This window comes from Bdellovibrio bacteriovorus str. Tiberius, assembly GCF_000317895.1.
GTDB classification, from domain to species: Bacteria; Bdellovibrionota; Bdellovibrionia; order Bdellovibrionales; family Bdellovibrionaceae; genus Bdellovibrio; species Bdellovibrio bacteriovorus_F.
Genome location: NC_019567.1, coordinates 1,302,908 through 1,321,695, shown reverse-complemented (window position 1 = coordinate 1,321,695; position 18,788 = coordinate 1,302,908). Strand labels below are relative to the sequence as shown.

Below are 18,788 nucleotides of genomic sequence, written 5' to 3'. Positions count from 1 at the left end.
AGTAAAAACCTTTCAACCAGAAAGGTTCCCCAATGATGAAACTGACAGTGATTCCCGGTGATGGTATCGGCCCTGAGATTATGGCTCAGGTCATTCGCGTTCTTAAACACGTACACGCTCCGTTTGAATACGAAGAGCACCAAGCTGGCGAAGTGGCTCTGAATTCTTTGGGCGAATTGCTGCCTCAGACCACCATTGATTCCATCAACAAAACCAAACTGGCAATCAAAGGCCCAACGACCACTCCGGTGGGCGGCGGTCACAAATCCATCAACGTGACCATGAGACAAAAGTTCGACCTGTACGCCAACGTGCGCCCGGTTCGCTCTTTGCCTGGTGTTCAGTGTGTTTGTTCTGACGTGGATTTGACCATCGTGCGCGAAAACACCGAAGACCTTTACGCGGGTATCGAACGCATGGTCGATGAAGACACTGCGGAAAGCATCAAACGCATCACGCGCAAAGGTTCTGAGCGCATTGCCCGTTACGCTTATGATCTGGCTCAGAAAACCGGCAAACCTCGCATGGCGATCGTTCATAAAGCCAATATCATGAAACTTTCTGATGGTCTGTTCCTGAAAGTGGCGCAGGAAGTGGGCTGGCAGTATCCAACCATCACGACCAAAGACGTTATCGTTGATAACGCCTGCATGCAGCTGGTGACCAAACCTCAGCAGTTTGACGTGATCGTGACTGAAAACCTTTACGGCGACATTTTGTCTGACTTGTGCGCGGGCCTTGTCGGCGGCTTGGGCGTGGTTCCGGGTGCAAACATCGGTGCGAATCACGCGATCTTTGAAGCGGTTCACGGTTCTGCACCGGATATCGCCGGTCAAAACAAAGCCAATCCAACTGCGTTGCTGCAATCTGCTGTGATGATGCTTCAGCACGTGGGCGAAAATGCCAAAGCCGATGCAATCATGAAGGCTTTGATCGCTGCTCTTTCTGACGTTAATGCAAGAACTGGTGACTTGGGTGGTAAAGGTACGACTGTATCCTTCACCGACGCTATCATCCAGCGCCTGGGCCACTAATATGACACAGTTGGTGATCTCTCCAGTTCGCACAGCGATCTTCCATCAAGGTGGGAATCTGGCGGAGTTCATCCTGGCTCATGTCGAAAAATCCCAATGGCAGGAAGGGATCCTTCTTGCCATCACTTCCAAGATCATCTCTTTGGCGGAAAACCGCCTGGTGCCTTTAAACAGCATCGACAAAAAAGACCTGATCCGCCGCGAGGCTGATCACTATTTGGGTGAAATCGGTCACGGCGTGTCCCTGACCATCAAAGAAGGTCTGCTTTTACCAGCTGCCGGCATTGATGAATCCAATTCTGAAAACGGCGATTATATCCTGTACCCGCATGATCCGTATCTTTCTGCCGAAAAACTGCGCCAGTCCCTTTGCGAGCGCACAGGACTTAAAAACCTGGGTATCATCGTGACGGATTCACACACCAGTCCTTTGCGTAATGGAGTGACCGGGATTGCGCTGTCTTTTGCAGGCTTTGATCCAGTTCGCAGCATGGTGGGTGAAAAAGACATCTTTGGTCGAGAGCTGAAAATGACCCAGATCAATCTCGCCGACAGTCTGGCTGTTTCAGCAGTCCTGATGATGGGTGAAGCCGCTGAACGCTGTCCGCTGGCCCTGATCTATAATGCTCCGGTGACCTTCAACGAAAATCCCCGTCGTGAGGATCTGCAGTTTGCTCCGGAAGACGACATGTACCTGCCTCTTTACAAACATCTCATGAAGTAGGGTTTGCCTGATCCCGGTTTTAAACTTAACATTGGTTACATGAAATCAATGTGTTTGCTTCTTGGATTCTGCCTGCTGATGTCTGCCTGTGCCACCAACCAAAAAAGCCGTCTGGCTGCCACCGGTGTCGGTATCGGTGTGGGTGCCGCGCTGGGTGCTGCCACCGCCCCTGAAGATGAACGTCCTGAACTGCATGCCCTTTACTGGGGTGGGATTTTGGGTGTCGTTTCGGCTGTGGCTGCCAATTACTATTATAACGACGAAAAAGACATGGAACTGATGCGCCTTGAAACTGAAAAGATGAAGGCACAACTGGATTTCTTCCAGAACGGGCCTGCGACGTTGCTGAAAGAAACCACCGGCAAAGCCGACAAAAAATACTTCCAAAGCGGCAAAGCCAAAATCAAACTTTACAAAATCGACCAGTGGGTTGATGAAGGCCCAAACAAAAAATACCACCGCGATCAGATGATCGAAATCCTCCCTTTGGAAAAAGGTGAATAATGAAAACGCGGGTCTTGTCGGTACTGCTGGCCACTTCAGTGATATGGGCTTCAGTCGTCACTTATCTATACTGGCAGCTTAAGAACAATCCGCGTGTTGTTGCCGTGACCATTGATGCCGGGAAAGAATCCCTGCAGAATATCCAGATGGGCGAAATGGAACGCATGACCTTCCTGCGCCAGTACCTGGAACGCTTCTTCAACTATGACTCTAACAACTTCTGGCAATCGCAAACGTCGCTGGCGTTTTTGATGGCACCTAAACTGGGCGAAGAACGCATCCGCGAAGTCAGCCGTCTGCGTGAAAAAGTGCAGCAGAAAAACATGTCCCAGATCGGACGCCTGATCAGCTTGAAATTGCTGGCGGATGGCAGCTATAAGGCCCTGCTGCAACTTCAGATCACCGAAGACACGCAAAAAAACCAACTGTTCGCCACAACTCAGATCCGTCTGAACACCACGGAACGCAGTTTGGAAAACCCGTGGGGCCTGGTGGTCAGTGAAATGAAATTCACCGGCACCAATCCACAAGAACCGTCCTTCCCTGCCCGGGTGTTTGCAAGTCATCAGAATCCGACTTTGCTGACCTTCCCCTGCGCGATTGAAAACATCGAAAACCCGCGCGAACAGGATCTGAAAATCAAAATCACGACTTTAAATATCAGCGAACTGCAAATCACGGCGGCAAAAACCTTCAGTGGCAGCGCTTCCTTGGTGGCAATTTGCAAAGACCGTGAATTTAAGTTTGAAATCACCGCGGACGGCAAAGAGCGCGATCTGTTTGCAGCCTTCCCGACAAGTGCTGGCAGCGAACGCCGTCGCGAAACGGCTCCGGTCAAAGCCAAGAAAAAAGACATTTACGAAAAGACCATCGAAAATGTTCTGGGAATCGAGATCGACAACTAGACAGTCTTCATTTCACTGCGCTTCAGGGCATCATTCAGCAACGCCTGATCGATGCCCACCAACACCCCGATTTTGGGATCATTCGTCTCACAGATAAAATAAGCAGGAATCGGCAAAGTTCTGCGTTTGCCCTTCAGGTCATACCAGTCATCGTCTTTTTGAATCTGACGGTCGCCTTCTTCCGTGGTGAAGGGCCAGATGTCGGCATCAAAGAATTCCCCGACAAACAAAGTCTGCCCTTGTGGGCCTTCCGCTTCCCCTTCCACGAAATAGCGCGAAAGCTTGCGGCTATCGCCCGCCACATAATTGAAAGAAGTCAGTTTGCCGACAACGAAGCTGCCACTGTCCGGATGACGCAGAAATTTTCTTAAAACATCCATCTGCCGCTCGCGCAAAAACACGCGAGAGCCAAACACGAAAGTTCCCGCCAAAAGCAGCATCGCCAGCGCACTTCCCACCGAAGACCACATCGGCAGCTGATGGGAATAAGCCATCATCCCAAAGAAACCGGCCAGTCCCAGACTGATCAGGGCACAGGCCGCAAAAACAACGACCATCAAAAAGCCCGGAAGCCCGCGATGCCTTGCCAGCCGTTGCAGGCGCGCCCAGTTTTTCAAATCCTGTTCATTTTTTACGACGAGATATTTCCATGTGCGGTACATGGATTAAGGATGATGAGTCGCCACCGCGCGGTCAAGCCCCGCCTCGACCGTCTTGGGGAATCGCAGAATCACCTGGGTCCCCACACCGACGCGGGAACGAATCTGCAGGTCACCGCCCACAGATTCCAGGGTTTTCTTGGCATCATACAGACCCAGTCCATTGCCGTTGTCTTTGCCGAAGCTCACGCCTTCTTGAGCCAGTTTTGGCAAAATGTCCTCTGGAATGCCACTGCCATTGTCCATGATCTGAAGCAGCCAGTGATCCTGACGCTCCATCAATGTCAGATTGATCGAGGCCTCTGATTCCGGCAACGCTTCCAGGGCATTGTTCAGCAGGTTGCTGACCACACGCTGGACTTTCACGGATTCCAGATTCACTTTCACCGTATCGGAATGAATGTGCTTGTGCCATGTGAAATTCACAGAAGGATGCGAGAAACGATATTCTTTCAACAAAGAATCCATCAAGGTCGTCAGATCCTGCTGTGATGTTTTAACGGCGGGAACACTGGATCCTGCATTTTGTTTGCGGCCCTTGGCCAGCAGGTCTTCGGCAATGCCCTTGATGCGAGCCACAGCGTGATCAAACAGTTCTTTCTTTTCAGAGCTCATATCATGGGACAACTGACTTAAAGTCGTCAGAGCCATCAAAGGACCACGGATGTCATGGGCCACCTGGCGCGAGATCTCAGAAATTTCCTTATTGCGAGCCAGTTCGGATTCAAGTTTTTGTTCGTGCAATCTTGCCAGGAATTCACGGCGATAGCCAAAGCCCAGCAGGATCAAACCCAGCACCACACCCAGCATGAAGACCGGTGAAGTCAGCGCTTTGACCGCCAGTTCAGACGGACCAAAACACACCGCCATTTTACCGGCCGGCAAAGAATTCAAAGTGATTGGAACTTCAGTGGAAACCAGACACTGCAAAGATTCAGGGTTCTGAACTTCACTTTTCACAACAGCGGTGTGAACTTCTTTAAGCTGCTTCAGAATCTTATTTTGCAGGGTTGGGTCGCCTTGGAATAATTTGGCGCGGGCGATGTCGTCTTCCCAGATCCCAACATACTGACGGACAGAATCCTTGGCACGATGAACTTCGTAGCCGAAACTAAGTACGGCGACCACCAGACTTACGATCACAAAGACCGACAGCCATTTCACGGGGATCTCATTTTGAGACGAAGCTCTTGTGTTTTCCATACCTTAAACACAAGCAAAGCCCGGTCCGCCCTGCCCTCAACCAAAACCCCCAGGGACCTGTATAAACTTTTAACAGGAGACGAAACCGGGTCGTTGTTAATTTTTGGAAATTTCTTAAGGAAAATCGTTAACTTTTCGCTGTGACGAGCCGTTTTAGTACTTGATGAATAAGCTCTTGGGAGGCCTTGCACTGGCCATAACATTACTGACTTCATGCACGGGCCCGCAGCGCGCACCGAGCTCTGTTATGTATGACGATGAACGCGCCAACCGCATTCAGGAAATCGACGTCGAGCTTTCCCGTTATTGGAACAAGGACTGGAAATACAACCAGGAACTTTTCCAAAAAGGCCAGCAAAACGCGAAATTCCAAAAAGACCTCGATCACGCCAATGAAAACTGGCCCCGCGTAGAAGCCTTGCTCAGTGAACGCAACGCCGAAATCAGCCAGCTGTCCTCAAAACTTTATCTGCGTGAATGGTCCGGCCTGGGTCCGTGGTTTGAAGCCACCTTCCGCCCGCGTCTGTTTGAAAAAGAAGAGGTTCTAAGAATCCGTTCGATGGATGATTTTAAGTTCGGATCATCACATCAAGGATCATTTCCCATCGAACATCAGTTTTATGGCACCTATATCTTGCGTTTTGAAAATGATATTCCCGTACCGGACTCTCCTTTCCGCGAAGAAAAAAACACACGAAAGAAGTTTCTGAAGGCACGCCTTGAATGCGATGGTGACATCATTCACCCGGGAGGCTGGATCTTTTCAAGTGAACAGCAAAGCCGCGTCTATGAATTCAACTGGTACTACAATCAGGAAAACGGCCAGAGGGTACGGGTGAAGTTCACTCCCCGAGTAAACTATTGCCGACTGTCCTTCTACGATCCAGAAAAATCAAAAACGTGGACCAACGGTGTACAACTGGTGGATCTGGGGCGCGCCTCTAAAGAGTGGATCAAACTGACAAATCAGATCGACATCTGTGCTCGTCCCGACGGAAACTTCGGTAACGACGCGACCGCGTTCTTCTGGAAGCAGGATTTCAACTATACAACCTGCCCGCAGACTTTCGATAAACTTGTGAACTTGCGTGATCCCTATGTGTCGATCAATCAAAAGATCCTGGCACTGACCGGCTCCCCGCTGAGCCGCAAGGACTTCAACAACAAGAACCCGTTGGCAGAGCTGGATTTTTCGAAAGCTCCGAAGTTTGACATCATCTGGGTTTCTTCTTTGAATTTCTCGGCGGATTTCTATGGCATGGTGCTGTCCAGCGCTCTACGCTATCACGGGCAGCAAGGAACACAAATTCGCATTCTGGTTCCTGAAGTGACCATGACTAAAAAAGACAAAGCGATTCTGGATCGCTTGCAACAGGGCCTTCCGAACATCAAAGTGCAGTATTATAAATATGTACTGTCTGATGAAAACAACGGCGGCTGGTTTGACAAGTTCCACCGTGTGAATCACACGAAACTGATCATTGGTCATTCCAGCACCAACACCAAAGACAGCTTCCTGATCACCGGTGGTCGCAACATTCGTGATTCCTATATCTTCAGCGACACGCCTTTCTATAAGGCCTACAAATACCTGAAGAACTACGGCGACGGCGAAGAGGCTTATGTTTACTATGACGATTTCGAAATCGAAATCCGCGGTTATGCATTCGTAAAATCCGTGATGGCCCAGATGCTGGCCTTCTGGATGCGTGATCCAGAAACCCAGCGCCACCGATCCACAAACATCAACGTGCCTAAAGAAGCCACCGCAGATCAGGTCACGCGCCTGCGCTCACTTCCTTATGCCGCACCTCTGGTTCGACACATCACTTCGATGCCTTACTTTGACGGCTATCAGCTGGAAAAATTCTATATCGACATGATTGATTCAGCCCAGTCTGAACTGCTGTTGACCACGCCCTACTTCCGCCCGTCCGTGGCAATCAGCGCAGCGTTGGACCGCGCCGTTCAACGCAAAGTAAAAGTAAAGATCATCACCCGTATTCATCTGGCGGGCGATGGCACACCAAAGATCGCCGAAGACGTGAACAAACAAGGCATCAACCGCCATTTGAAAAACGTGGAAATCTTCGAGTGGACTCAGCCAAATTCGATCATGCACTCGAAAATCCTGGTGATCGACAAAAAGCTAAGCTTCATCAGCAGCGTCAACATGAACCGCCGAAGCTTCATTCACGACACCGAAAGCGGAGTGTTGATTTTGCATGGCCCCACCGCACTAGAAATGCGCAAAGAAGCCCTGGACTATATCAGTAAAGGCCGAAGAATCACGGCCCAGGAAAAGATTGGGTGGATCAACTCCACGCTCATCGACTGGGGAGATTCGCTCTTCTAATTCCTTTTCGTTCTGGTGATGGTCCGTGCGGGATGCGGGGATTGGGAGCAAGGCCGGTGAATCCCGGCGCTCCGTTCGGCACGGCATCCTGCCTCGTCGCTTCCCACCTGCGGTGGGAGGGCCATCCAGGCCCCGCGAAGGCCGAACTCCGGCCGGGCTTCCCCGGCCTTGTTCCCAATTTCGTAACTACCAAGGAACATTTAAGAAAAAGAATTCGAAGAGTCGCTGCGCGACCTCGAAAGGGTTCGTCGTTAATTTCTAAGATTCTTTTCTATTTGCAGATGCGCATTCGCGCGGAAGAAGTCATTGAATATGTTTGTACTGAATTTTTCTTCGCGGCGCAGACGTCGATTGTCAGTTTGTGGAAATTCTTCTTTTGAAGTTTTGTTTTTGAAGCGTGGATCTTGAAGAGAAGCTTCCCAAGTTCCCCTGCCCTAATTGATCGAAGCCGATTTGTCGGGCAGTAAGGAATTGCCTGGCCGGAGGGCGGCCTTCGCGGGGCCTGGATGGCCCTCCGCCGTAGCCGAAGGCGTAGGTGGAAGCGACGAGGCAGGATGCCGTGCCGCCCGTAGCGCCGGGCAAGGCCTTACTGCCCGGCAAACCCCGCGACACCCGAAAAAAACTAGTGCAGGGATTCCTTGTGAAGCTTGTCTTTAAGCTCCTGCACTTCTGGAATGGAAACCTCGTAAGGACGACCACAAACCTGACAAGTCACGTGAACTGGTTCGGCTTTTTTGATCATGTCTTCAAAGTCTTCCACCGTCAAAAGTTCCAAAGCGCGCATCACGCGGTCTTTGGTGCATGGGCAGAAGTATTCAACTTCGGGTTTGTGTTCGATTTCTTCAAACGGGATGCCATCCATGAACGGGGCCAGCAGTTGTTCGGCAGTCGCGCCATCCAAAAGCATTTGGGAAATGTTTGGTTTTTTGTCTTCGTAGTTTTTCTGGATTCTTTCCACGACGGCTTCGTCCACGCCGGGCATGACTTCAATTAGTACGCCGCCAGCAGAACGGACTTTGCCGTAAGTGTCCAGATATACACCCAAAGAAACCAAAGAACGGATTTGATGGGACTGGTGCAGATAGTGGGCGATGTCCTGCCCGATTTCTCCGCTGACCAGTTCAACCGTTCCCTGGAATGGTTGTTTTTGGAATGGCTGATGTCGGGCCACACTCAAAAGCCCAATACCGATGGCGTCTTTCAAAGACAAGCCATTGTCATAGTTAGCTGGTTGATATTGCGGGTTTGCGGTGTAACCACGCACGTGTCCGTTGTAGGACGCTTCGGCATAGATGCTTCCCAACGGGCCGTTGCCGCGGAAAAGCAAGCCGACCATTTGATCGTCCTTAAGCTGAGCCGCCATCAAAAGAGCTCCCACCATGCTGCGACCCACAGCCACCGTGGCCAATGGATAGGTATTTTGCAGACCCTGCATGTGTCGAACGACTTCAGTCGCATTCACTGCGGCAATACGCACAGTCAGATCTTTGGATACGAAGCGATGAACTCGTTCTTTACTCATGACAAACTCCCGGACTTTATGGAAAATGACCCTAACAAAGCACGACCTTAATTTCAAGCAGAAGAGAGCCCGCCGCAATGAAGATCTACGTCTTTAGACACGCCCAGAAAGCCATGGATTTTTCCGGAGACCCCGATCTCACGGCCGAGGGACATGCTCAAGCCTCCAAACTGCTCGACAAGGTGCTTAAAGAGGAATTACCGCGTCCTACGGAGCTTTGGGTTTCCCCTAAAAAGCGCACCCACAGCACCTTCCGTCCCCTATCCCAACATCTGGGCCTGCCCCTGATCACTCAGGACGCACTGCTAGAACAAAAAGGCGACGAAACCCTGAGTGATTTTCGCAACCGCATCAGCAAGCTTCTGGAAAATGCCGCCACCAAATCTGAGGCGACCATTTTCATGTGCTCCCACTATGACTGGGTGGTTGAAGCCATGGGTGTGGCACCGGCTGACAAGGATCTTTCTTCGGATGCTGATTTTTCCCATTGGAGTCCCTGCCAGCACGTTGGTTTTCATGTGAATTCCGACGGCGTTTTTGAATTCATCGAACTGAAAAGGATTCAACTATGATTCGCAATATCTGGGCTGTCGGCCGCAACTATGCTGAACACGCCAAAGAACTGGGTAACGAAGTTCCGACTGAACCGATGATCTTTTTGAAAGCCGGAAGCACCGCCACTTTGGCCGCCAAAGAATTGGTCGTTCCCGCCTGGATGAAAGAGGTTCATCACGAGGTGGAACTGGCGTTGCAGTTTGATGAAAACCTGCAAATCGATGAAGCTTGCATCGCTCTGGATCTGACCGACCGGGACAAGCAAAATCAGTTGAAATCCAAGGGACACCCTTGGACTTTGGCGAAAAGCTTCAAAGGGGCGACTCCCCTTTCGGCGTTCTTTCCGGTGGATGATCTGGAAGAGCTAAAGAACCTTGAAATTATTCTAAAAATCAACGGCGAAACCCGTCAGATGGGGAACACCAACCTGATGATTTTCGGGTTTGAACAATTGATCGAATTCGTGCGTCAGCACTTCCCGGTCGAACCCGGTGACCTGCTTTTGACCGGCACTCCGGCCGGGGTCGGCCCTATTCGCCGTGGCGACAATCTGGAAGCCGAAATCGTGGGAAAAATGAAACACCAATGGCTGGCTCGCTAGCCATTTGCGTCAATCCCCTGTTTCCACCCCTATTCCCGGAACACTAATCGCTTGAATTTTTATATCCCCGTGAGAATATGCGGCCCTTCTGTAGAGGTAAAAGCATATGAACGACATTCAGTCGCAAATTGTCTCCCGTGGTGAAGAGATTCTGAAACGCATGGAAAGCCAGTCCAAGGCTTCTATTTTCTCCAAAGACTTCTGGTATGGCTCCATCATGGAATGGAGCATGAAAAACGAAAAATTCAAAACCAACATGTTCCGTTTCGTGGACGTGCTTCCATCCATCAACTCAGGGGATGAAGTTGCGCGCCACCTGAAAGAATACTTCTCTGAAGACGGCGGCACGCTGCCTCCGGTATTCAACGTGGGACTTGGTTTGGGTTCTTTGGCTCCGGGCCTGATGGCGGGTGCGATCAAAAAGAACGTTATGGGTATGGCAAAAATGTTCATCACTGGCGAAAGCCCGGATGAAGCGTTGCCGGTACTGAAAAAAGCCCGCAAAAACAAAATGACCTTCACCGTGGACATCCTGGGTGAAGCGACACTTTCTGAAAAAGAAGCGCAGGATTACAGCAGCAAGTATATGGAGCTGGTGACCTGGCTGGCGAAAGACGCTGAAAAGTGGGACGAAGTTCCGCAGATCGATCGCGATCACGAAGGCGCTTTGCCTAAAGTGAATGTGTCCGTGAAGATGACGGCACTTTATTCCCAGATCAAAGATGCGGCTTGGGATGAATCCAAAAAAATCCTGAAAGAACGCCTGCGTTCCGTGTTCCGTCTGGGTATGGAAAAAGGCGTGTTCGTAAATCTGGATATGGAACAGTACTCGGTCAAACACCTGACACTGGAAGTGTTCACAGAGCTGATCAATGAACCTGAATTCAAAAATTACAAGTTCTTCGGTATCGTGATTCAGGCTTACCTGCGCGATTCCTTCGAAGACGTCAAAGCCCTGACAGAGTTCGCGCAAAAACGCGGCACTCCGTTCTGGGTTCGACTTGTTAAGGGTGCTTACTGGGATTACGAAACCATCGAAGCTGAACAGCGTGGATGGCCGGTACCAGTTTACACCAACAAGGCAGAATCCGACGCCAACTACGAGTTGTGCGCGAAGTACCTTCTGGAAAACATCAAATTCATCCGCCCTGCTTTTGCATCCCACAACGTCAGAACTTTGGCAGCGTGCATGCTTTACGCAGAAAAACTGAACATCCCGAAAGAGGCTTTGGAATTCCAAATGCTTTACGGAATGGCAGAACCCATCAAGAAAACCATCGTGGACATGGGCTATCGCATGCGTGAATACGCTCCGGTCGGCGAACTGATCCCGGGCATGGCTTACCTGGTTCGCCGTCTTCTTGAAAACACATCCAATGAATCCTGGCTGCGTGGCAAGTTCGCGGACAACAAATCCATGGCGGAACTTTTGAAAGATCCGGCGCAAGGTTTGACTCCAACGTCCCCGATCATTCCAAAAAAACCAGGCAAGTTCTATAACGAACCACTGTTGGATTTCGCAGTGAAAGCCGATCGTGAAAAAATGCAAAAAGCTCTGGCGGAAGCGAAAGCCTCTTTGCCGGTGAACGTGAACGTTGTGATCAACAACAAGGATCTGCAATCCGGCAAAATCTTTGACCGTGTGAATCCGTCCCAGTCCGATCAGATCGTGGGTAAGATCCAGATGGCAACGACCGAGCAGGCTGAACAGGCCATGCAGGCGGCACAAACCGCTTACAAAACCTGGAAGAACGTTCCGTGTGAACAGCGTGCTGCCCTGGTGGATAAGCTTGCTGACATCATGACCCGTGACCGTTTCAAGCTGATTGCGACGCAAGTCCTTGAAGTTGGAAAACCATGGGCTGAAGCTGATGGCGACATCGGTGAAGCCATCGACTTCTGCCGTTACTATGCCCGTCACATGCGTGAGCTACAAAAACCACTGCGCGTGGGTGGCTTGCCGGGTGAGTTGTCTCACTACATCTACAAATCCCGCGGTGTGACTGCGGTGATTGCTCCTTGGAACTTCCCTCTGGCGATTTTGGCCGGTATGGTGACAGCAGCTGCTGTTGCGGGGAACACCGTGGTGATGAAACCTGCAGAACAATCCACAGTGGTTGCCTGGGGCTTGATGAAAATGATCCAGGAAGCTGGATTCCCACAAGGTGTAATCAACTTCCTGCCGGGTTATGGTGAAGAAGTTGGTGAATACATCGTGAACCACAAGTACACGACGACGATCGCATTCACAGGCTCTAAAGCCGTGGGTCTGCACATCATGAACCGCGCAGCGGTGGTTCAACCAGGCCAGCAGCACGTCAAACGTTGTATCATCGAAATGGGCGGCAAGAACGCCGTGATCATCGATAACGATGCGGATCTGGATGAAGCAGTTGACGGTGTTATCTATTCTGCGTTTGGTTTCAGCGGTCAGAAATGTTCTGCTGCCAGCCGCGTGATCGTGCTTGATGAAGTTTACGACCGTTTCGTGGACCGTCTGGTTGAAACAGCAAAATCCATCGAAATCCACCCTGCTGACAATCCAAAAGCTTACATGGGGCCTGTTGTCGACAAAGAAGCTTACGACCGCATCCTTGGAACGATTGCGGAGGCTGAAAAGAACCACAAACTGCTGTTCAAAGGCTCTGTGCCGGGCGGCGGGTTCTTTGCGCCACCTACTATCTTTGGTGAGGTTCCGGGCGATGCAAAGTTGGCTCAAGCCGAAATCTTCGGTCCGGTTGTGGCTGTGATCCGTGCGAAAAATCTGGATCAGGCTTTGGATATCGCCAACAGCACAGAGTACGCTCTGACTGGTGGTGTGTTCTCCAGAAGCCCGGCCAACATCAACCGTGTGAAAGAGGAACTGGAAGTCGGAAACCTTTACGTGAACCGTGGCATCACGGGCGCGATGGTCGACCGTCATCCATTCGGCGGTTTCAAAATGTCCGGTATCGGTTCCAAAACCGGTGGACCTGATTACTTGAAACAGTACATGGAACCGGCATGCGTGACCGAGAACACTCTTCGTCGCGGCTTTGCTCCAGCGGAAGAATAGTCTTCCTCCAAATTAAGAAAACCACCAAAAAGCCCTTGCTCAACCCAAGGGCTTTTTGCTTTTTAAACTTCCCCTTTTGCTTTGTCAGGGAACGTCCATACTTTAAACAACCCATGGCAAAGACTTCACGCCCCCCGGCTTCAATCCCTGTCTAAATTCAATAGAGCTGGCCCGGCCCCTGCATTGTTTGCGGTATTGATTTTTAATCTTTCCATCACCAAGGATGTATATGAAGCAACTTCTGCTTTTCGCTATTGCCACCATGCTGACGGCCCAGGCTCAGGCTGTGACCTCGGACCGCTTTATTTTTGATTTTCTGGAGCAATCCCAAAGAACGTTGAACGTCACCAATGAAAAGCGCGCTGCCACTGGCAAGCGCCTTTACTGCGAGGCTCTGAACAATGAACAGATTCTGCTGATCGCAGCAACAGCATCTGTTCCGGATATCACCGTCGCCCAGTTTACCGAAGCCGTGTCGAACGATCTGAAATGTTACCCGGTATTTTTCCCACCACTGGGTCGCAAAGGTGTCACCGGCACCCTGCTGAACACGAAAGCGTATGTCATGGATGTAATGTTGATTCAGGATATTTTGAAGTGGATGAATAACGGTAAAATGCCTCATGCTGACACTCCGTTACTGCAGTCTTACGATCCGGATTTCTTCAAACAGTTTGAAAATTGATTTATTTCATTCTTGGCGTCTCAGATTAAGACGCCGTCTGTTCCCATATCAAAAACGAACTTTCCCCTGATTTCACCGAACAGTTCTTTATTGTTCGGCTCACAAAAAAGCCAGTAAATGCCGATAAATAGTCATGATGTTTATCGGCACGTTAACTTTGAAAATCAAAAAAGTGATTTCCTATGCACTCCTTATTACGAGTGCCGTGCTCCTACCGGGTTGTACACTCGACACCTTGATCGAAGCGGTGGGATCTCTGACTCCCGAAGACAAAAAACTGATTACGGCCCCTGCCAATGAATATGTGGATATCAACACCACCACGCTGACTCTTCAGGGATTCTGCGATGAATCTGAAGGCGAACTGACCGTAAAAATTAATGCCGCTGAAGCCACTCACATGGCCTGTCCGGTCGGCGGGGTCTGGCAATACCAGCTGGATGTCCAGTCTCTGGCTGACGGTGAAGCCACATTAACGGTGGACCAGTCGGCATTGGGGGATGTCACCAGCAAGATCAAAACGGAAACGAAGACTCTGAACAAGGACACAACCGCTCCCCAGTTGATGGCGATGCCGGATATCATCCTGAATGACAAGGGCTTTGTCAGCTGGGACTGTCAGAACCTCGATGACAAGTGCACCTTCCGGTCATTTATCTCCGCGACAGATATTTTCGCGTTCGCGGCAGAACCCTACACCACTGTTAAAAGCGACATGAATTTCCCGGATGGAAAAAGCTATCTATTCCTACAAGCAAAAGACGCTGCGGGAAATCTTTCATCGGTCAAAAAAATCGAAGTCTATTCCGGCACCATGGGAATCTGGATCAACCCAATTCAGCTGAAGCTGGCCATCGACCAGAACGTGACTTTGCGTTTCTATATTCCGCAGATCTTCAATGAATACACTTTATTCAATAATGCTGACTGCAGCGGCGCAACCAACTGGCAAAACCGCACAGCCGGAGCCCACAACTGGACGCTGCCGTCCGCTACGCCAGCGTCTTATCCGGTGTCTGCAAAGTTCCGCACGGCCTCGGGCCTGATCAGTCAATGCTTCACCGATCACATTCCTGTCATCGATACAGCCACAGTCCACAATATTTGTACGGCCGGATCTTCCAGCGCAATCTTTGGTGTCATTGCCAGCAGTAAGCCCATGCAAAACCCGGGATACTCCGATAACGAAAACTGTTCATTCACAGTGAACGCCACCATCGCCATGGACATCACCCCGGCAAGTCCACTGGAAACGGAACTTGACAAAGATATTCTGTCGGTCCGCCAAAATGGTCAGACTCTGTATTCAGCTTCGGGCAACGTGGCCCCTTTAGGATTGCAGCCGTTTACCAGCACTCAACCTGGTTCCTTCACATTTAATTTTTCTTCTGATGCGCAGAATACAGGACCGGGCTTCGTCCTTTACTGGATGCCGAAAGATTCATTCCGTCAGGAAATGGTGATTAACGACAACACGACCATGACCAGTTCGAAAAACTTGCGCGTGGCTTTCGACGTTCCACCGCACATGAAGGAATACTATCTGACAGAAGATACTTCGTGCACTGCGGGCGGCACCTGGAAATCCATGGCGCCTTCCGTCCAGTTCACATCAACAACAAGCAACCCCACAATCAACCTGCGCGCTCGTTTCCGTGACAGCTTCGGCAACGAGTCCGAATGTGTTGCCGCCTCCATTCAATATGCGGCACCCGGCGTGGGCCTGTTTATCACCACCGCAGACATGGGCGCCACCCTTGTGCTTTCCGGAATTTGTACCGAGGTTAACGCCGTCATCCGAATTTCCGGCACTTTCACCGGCGAAACCACTTGTTCAAGTAATAACCAATGGAGCAAGACATTCTCCATAGGCAACGTTGCCAACAACACCGTTATCAATGCCACTGCAGAACTATTAATTGCAGGCAGCGTGGAAGATTCCATATCTGACACTTATACCATTCAACGTTTTGTCACCCCGTCCTTCCCGGTTGCCAACGGCTATGTTGGCCCGACTTTCACCATGACCGGAACCTGCTCTCCGAATGGCTCTATCATCAATATCACGGCTCCCAATGCGACCAGCGTGACCTGCACCAATGGGCAATGGCAATCGGTACAAACTGTCACGGGAAACAATGACGACACGGTCAACATCGCAGGAAATCTGCTGTTCAACTCTGTCGTGCAGGACTCTTTCGCCTTTACCACCACGCTTTCCACGCAGCCCCCACTGGCGACTGTCTTTGGAGCTCCTACCGGAAAATCCCCCGAAGCCAATCATGCCCTGACAGTCAGTGGCATTGGTGTCACGGCCTTTAAATACAAGTTCGGCAAAGATGCCGTGTGCTCAAACGCATCGGGCTACAGTGCCCAGATCAGTTCGACCACGGGTATTTTCATAAATCAAAATTCCAATGTGGATGGCGACGACATGGTGCTTTGTGTGGTGGGTCTGAATGGACTTAATGGCCTGTGGCAGGACTATTCCGCGGCCACGACCCGCACTTGGAAAAAGGCGTCACTGAAATATGCCAGCCTCAGCGCTGCCAGCAAAAAGTTCACGGAAGGTCAAGCAGGCGTCACCGTCGGCGTGACCCTGGATACAGTGTCTGCAGTCCCTGTCCGGGTGTATTACAATCTGAGCGGCGATGCGATCTATATGATAGATCACAATCTTGCTTTGGGATACGTCGAGGTGCCGGCAGGCCAATTGTCAGCGCAAATCACTTTTGATACTTTATCAAATGCGCTCGACACCAATGACAAGGATTTGGATGTCTATATCACTCATACCAATCAGCCTGACTACATCGCCGGTGCAAATGCACGCCAAAGATTCATTATCAAAAACACTACCAGCAGTTACAAAAAAATCCTGAGCATCGCCCACGGTTCCGACTACACCCAACCTTCCTTCATGGCTGTGGCCGATGACGGGAAACTGCGGGTCTGGGGGGTGGCGAATGCCACCACCGCCGGGGTTATCATCAGCCAGCCGGCTCTAAACTTTAAACAGGTCACTGGAACACGCACGAATTTCTGCGCCCTGACCGATACCAACCATGTTTACTGTGGTGGTGTTGGTGGACTCAGCGGCACCGGAGTTGACACAGGCGTGACTTACAAGTCGATTGATTTGAAATACTACACCGCCTGCGGCATCACCTCTGACGACCGTGTTCGCTGCTGGGATGTTTCCGGTTCACCGATCACGGCATATTATATTGATGATGGCGTAACCAAGTTCAAAAAAGTCGTGGCAGCACAGTCTTCAACCATCTGCGCGATTTCTCTGGCAGATGATTTATTCTGTTATGGAAACAACTCGTTCAAACAAATCGCCAACAACGCCACCGCCACTTACAACGTCCTGACTCAAGTGGATTCCGGTGTGAAATATCGCGACGTCACCTCTTACACTTATGTCTGTGGCATCACCCGTGACGACCAGCAGATCAAGTGTTGGGGCCGAAATGACTTTTACCAACTGGGGAATGGCACCATCGTAAATAATCCAACACCTACCGTTATCGATGGTGCGACGAAATATCTGCAGATCAGCGGCTCCAACACCCATGTCTGTGCCATCACTGAAACCAATGCTCTGAAATGCTGGGGTGCCCAGGTCCGCGGCGGATACACAAGTATTCAGGATGCCATCACCTACTCAACACCGACGTTGCTGAACACTAATATCGCCTGGAAAACCATTCAGGCCAATGACGGTTCCGTCTGCGGTATTGCCGATGATGACATGCCTTATTGCTTTGGCGATGGTACCAACTACGGGGACGTTCCGAAAACGGCGACTCCGATGCTGGAGGCCGTGGATGTCTATTCTTCTTATCAGGACATGGCAACGGCCTATGGCACCGTCTGTGCCATTCGCAACGACGGTGGCGCATATTGCTCCAATACCATTCATCCTCTGAAAAGAGCGCACCCGTCCGTGGACTTCAGCAGCGGCAAGGTCATGTCCGACAAGGGCGTCATCTGCCTGGGATTGTCAGATTCCTCTTACTGCACTGGGGTTAACACCAACTCGCTTCTGGGAGACAACAGCACCAGCACCAAAGTGGATCTGGTGCATACTGGCGGTCTTGCCATCCAGGCGATGGCGACGGCCGACAACTATTGTATCAACGCCATTAACACCGCCGGGAATCTGTACAGATGGGGTTCAACGTCGGCTTCTGGCTGCCCTACGGGCACGACCACGACTCCGACCCTGGTGCCCACCAGTGTGAAGTTCAAGCCGATCATCCGAAGCGTGGGAACCGCAGGTTGCGCACTCAGTTTGGATAACGAGGTGTATTGCTGGGGGGCCGGATCGATTATGCGCACCGGTAACAGCACAACCCCGATCAGTGTGGACCCGGGCAATCGATATACCGACATTCAGTTAAGTACGGCCCGCTTCTGCGGTATCCTGGAAAACGGCCAAGTGCGCTGCTGGGGCAGCGGTTCACTAGGAAAGCTGGGTCACAACAGCACGGCGGATTCCACCGGCACACTGATCAACGGTGGCCGGGTGTATACTCAACTGGCGCTGGGGAACTCTGCGGCCTGTGGTATCACCGGCACCCATCTGGAATGCTGGGGTAACGGTTACAGCAACGTGCCCGTGGCAATAAACGGCGGCGCCAGCTATCAGCAAGTCGTCATGGGTAACGGGGAAATGATTGCCCTGACCACCGGTGGTGCCGTGCACTTCTGGCAGATCAGCGATTACATGAATCCACCGACAGTGATATCCGCAGGAGTCAGCTTCGCCAAACTCAACGCCACCAACTATTCCGGAACCAGCAATTCCATGTTCTGTGCTTTGACGACGACCAACAAGTTATACTGCCGAACCCCATGGGGTGCCGGCAGCAGCCTGAACATACTGCACCAGGTTCGCGCAGCTCGATTCTAAAAGTCTTAGCGGAAAAAAGAAAAAGGCCACTGTTTCCAGTGGCCTTTCTTAATCTAATTAAAAT

At 51.0% G+C, this 18,788-nt stretch carries 13 protein-coding genes; 10 read left to right on the top strand and 3 right to left on the bottom strand.

Annotation, left to right across the window (positions count from 1 at the left end; translation table 11 throughout):
• Positions 1 to 32 precede the first annotated feature (32 nt).
• From BDT_RS06320 to BDT_RS06305, 4 genes are read left to right on the top strand one after another with little or no spacing between them, the layout of a single operon-like run.
• Positions 33 to 1,034 (top strand): isocitrate/isopropylmalate dehydrogenase family protein, encoded by a 1,002-nt coding sequence (locus tag BDT_RS06320; protein WP_041577255.1) that lies wholly within the window; start codon positions 33 to 35, stop codon positions 1,032 to 1,034.
• A 1-nt stretch (position 1,035) separates the two neighbouring features.
• Positions 1,036 to 1,758, top strand: a complete 723-nt coding sequence (locus BDT_RS06315; protein WP_015090409.1) for a coenzyme F420-0:L-glutamate ligase — start codon at positions 1,036 to 1,038, stop codon at positions 1,756 to 1,758.
• Between the two features lie 39 nt (positions 1,759 to 1,797).
• Entirely contained in the window at positions 1,798 to 2,262 is a 465-nt protein-coding gene (locus BDT_RS06310) for a hypothetical protein (RefSeq protein ID WP_015090408.1), read from the top strand.
• Positions 2,262 to 3,167 (top strand): hypothetical protein, encoded by a 906-nt coding sequence (locus BDT_RS06305; protein ID WP_015090407.1) that lies wholly within the window; start codon positions 2,262 to 2,264, stop codon positions 3,165 to 3,167. The genes BDT_RS06310 and BDT_RS06305 overlap by 1 nt, the downstream gene beginning before the upstream one ends.
• Here BDT_RS06305 and BDT_RS06300 read toward each other — a convergent pair.
• Positions 3,164 to 3,784 (bottom strand): hypothetical protein, encoded by a 621-nt coding sequence (locus BDT_RS06300; RefSeq protein WP_235046281.1) that lies wholly within the window; start codon positions 3,782 to 3,784, stop codon positions 3,164 to 3,166. The two genes, BDT_RS06305 and BDT_RS06300, sit on opposite strands and share 4 nt — an antisense overlap.
• A gap of 48 nt (positions 3,785 to 3,832) precedes the next feature.
• Positions 3,833 to 4,990, bottom strand: a complete 1,158-nt coding sequence (locus tag BDT_RS06295; protein WP_235046280.1) for a sensor histidine kinase — start codon at positions 4,988 to 4,990, stop codon at positions 3,833 to 3,835.
• Positions 4,991 to 5,192: 202 nt separating this feature from the next.
• On the opposite strand from BDT_RS06295, the gene BDT_RS06290 reads away from it, so the two are divergent.
• Complete coding sequence (locus tag BDT_RS06290; protein ID WP_041577250.1) at positions 5,193 to 7,385, top strand: phospholipase D-like domain-containing protein; 2,193 nt, start codon at positions 5,193 to 5,195, stop codon at positions 7,383 to 7,385.
• 622 nt (positions 7,386 to 8,007) lie between these two features.
• On the opposite strand, the gene BDT_RS06285 is transcribed toward BDT_RS06290, so the two are convergent.
• The gene (locus tag BDT_RS06285) at positions 8,008 to 8,907 is read right to left on the bottom strand and encodes an Hsp33 family molecular chaperone HslO (protein WP_015090402.1); all 900 of its coding nucleotides are present in this window, start codon (positions 8,905 to 8,907) and stop codon (positions 8,008 to 8,010) included.
• Between the two features lie 77 nt (positions 8,908 to 8,984).
• On the opposite strand from BDT_RS06285, the gene BDT_RS06280 reads away from it, so the two are divergent.
• The 5 genes from BDT_RS06280 (at position 8,985) to BDT_RS06260 (ending at position 18,724) form a co-directional block, all read left to right on the top strand.
• A complete protein-coding gene (locus BDT_RS06280; protein WP_015090401.1) occupies positions 8,985 to 9,479 on the top strand; it encodes a phosphoglycerate mutase family protein in 495 nt (164 codons plus the stop codon).
• Positions 9,476 to 10,063: a fumarylacetoacetate hydrolase family protein gene (locus tag BDT_RS06275; protein WP_015090400.1), complete on the top strand. Its 588-nt coding sequence runs from the start codon at positions 9,476 to 9,478 to the stop codon at positions 10,061 to 10,063. Before BDT_RS06280 ends, BDT_RS06275 begins: the two co-directional genes overlap by 4 nt.
• Before the next feature lie 106 nt (positions 10,064 to 10,169).
• Entirely contained in the window at positions 10,170 to 13,118 is a 2,949-nt protein-coding gene (gene pruA / locus BDT_RS06270) for an L-glutamate gamma-semialdehyde dehydrogenase (protein ID WP_015090399.1), read from the top strand.
• A 229-nt stretch (positions 13,119 to 13,347) separates the two neighbouring features.
• The gene (locus BDT_RS06265; RefSeq protein WP_148278737.1) at positions 13,348 to 13,803 is read left to right on the top strand and encodes a hypothetical protein; all 456 of its coding nucleotides are present in this window, start codon (positions 13,348 to 13,350) and stop codon (positions 13,801 to 13,803) included.
• Positions 13,804 to 13,936: 133 nt separating this feature from the next.
• The gene (locus tag BDT_RS06260; RefSeq protein WP_148278736.1) at positions 13,937 to 18,724 is read left to right on the top strand and encodes a hypothetical protein; all 4,788 of its coding nucleotides are present in this window, start codon (positions 13,937 to 13,939) and stop codon (positions 18,722 to 18,724) included.
• Positions 18,725 to 18,788: the final 64 nt, after the last annotated feature.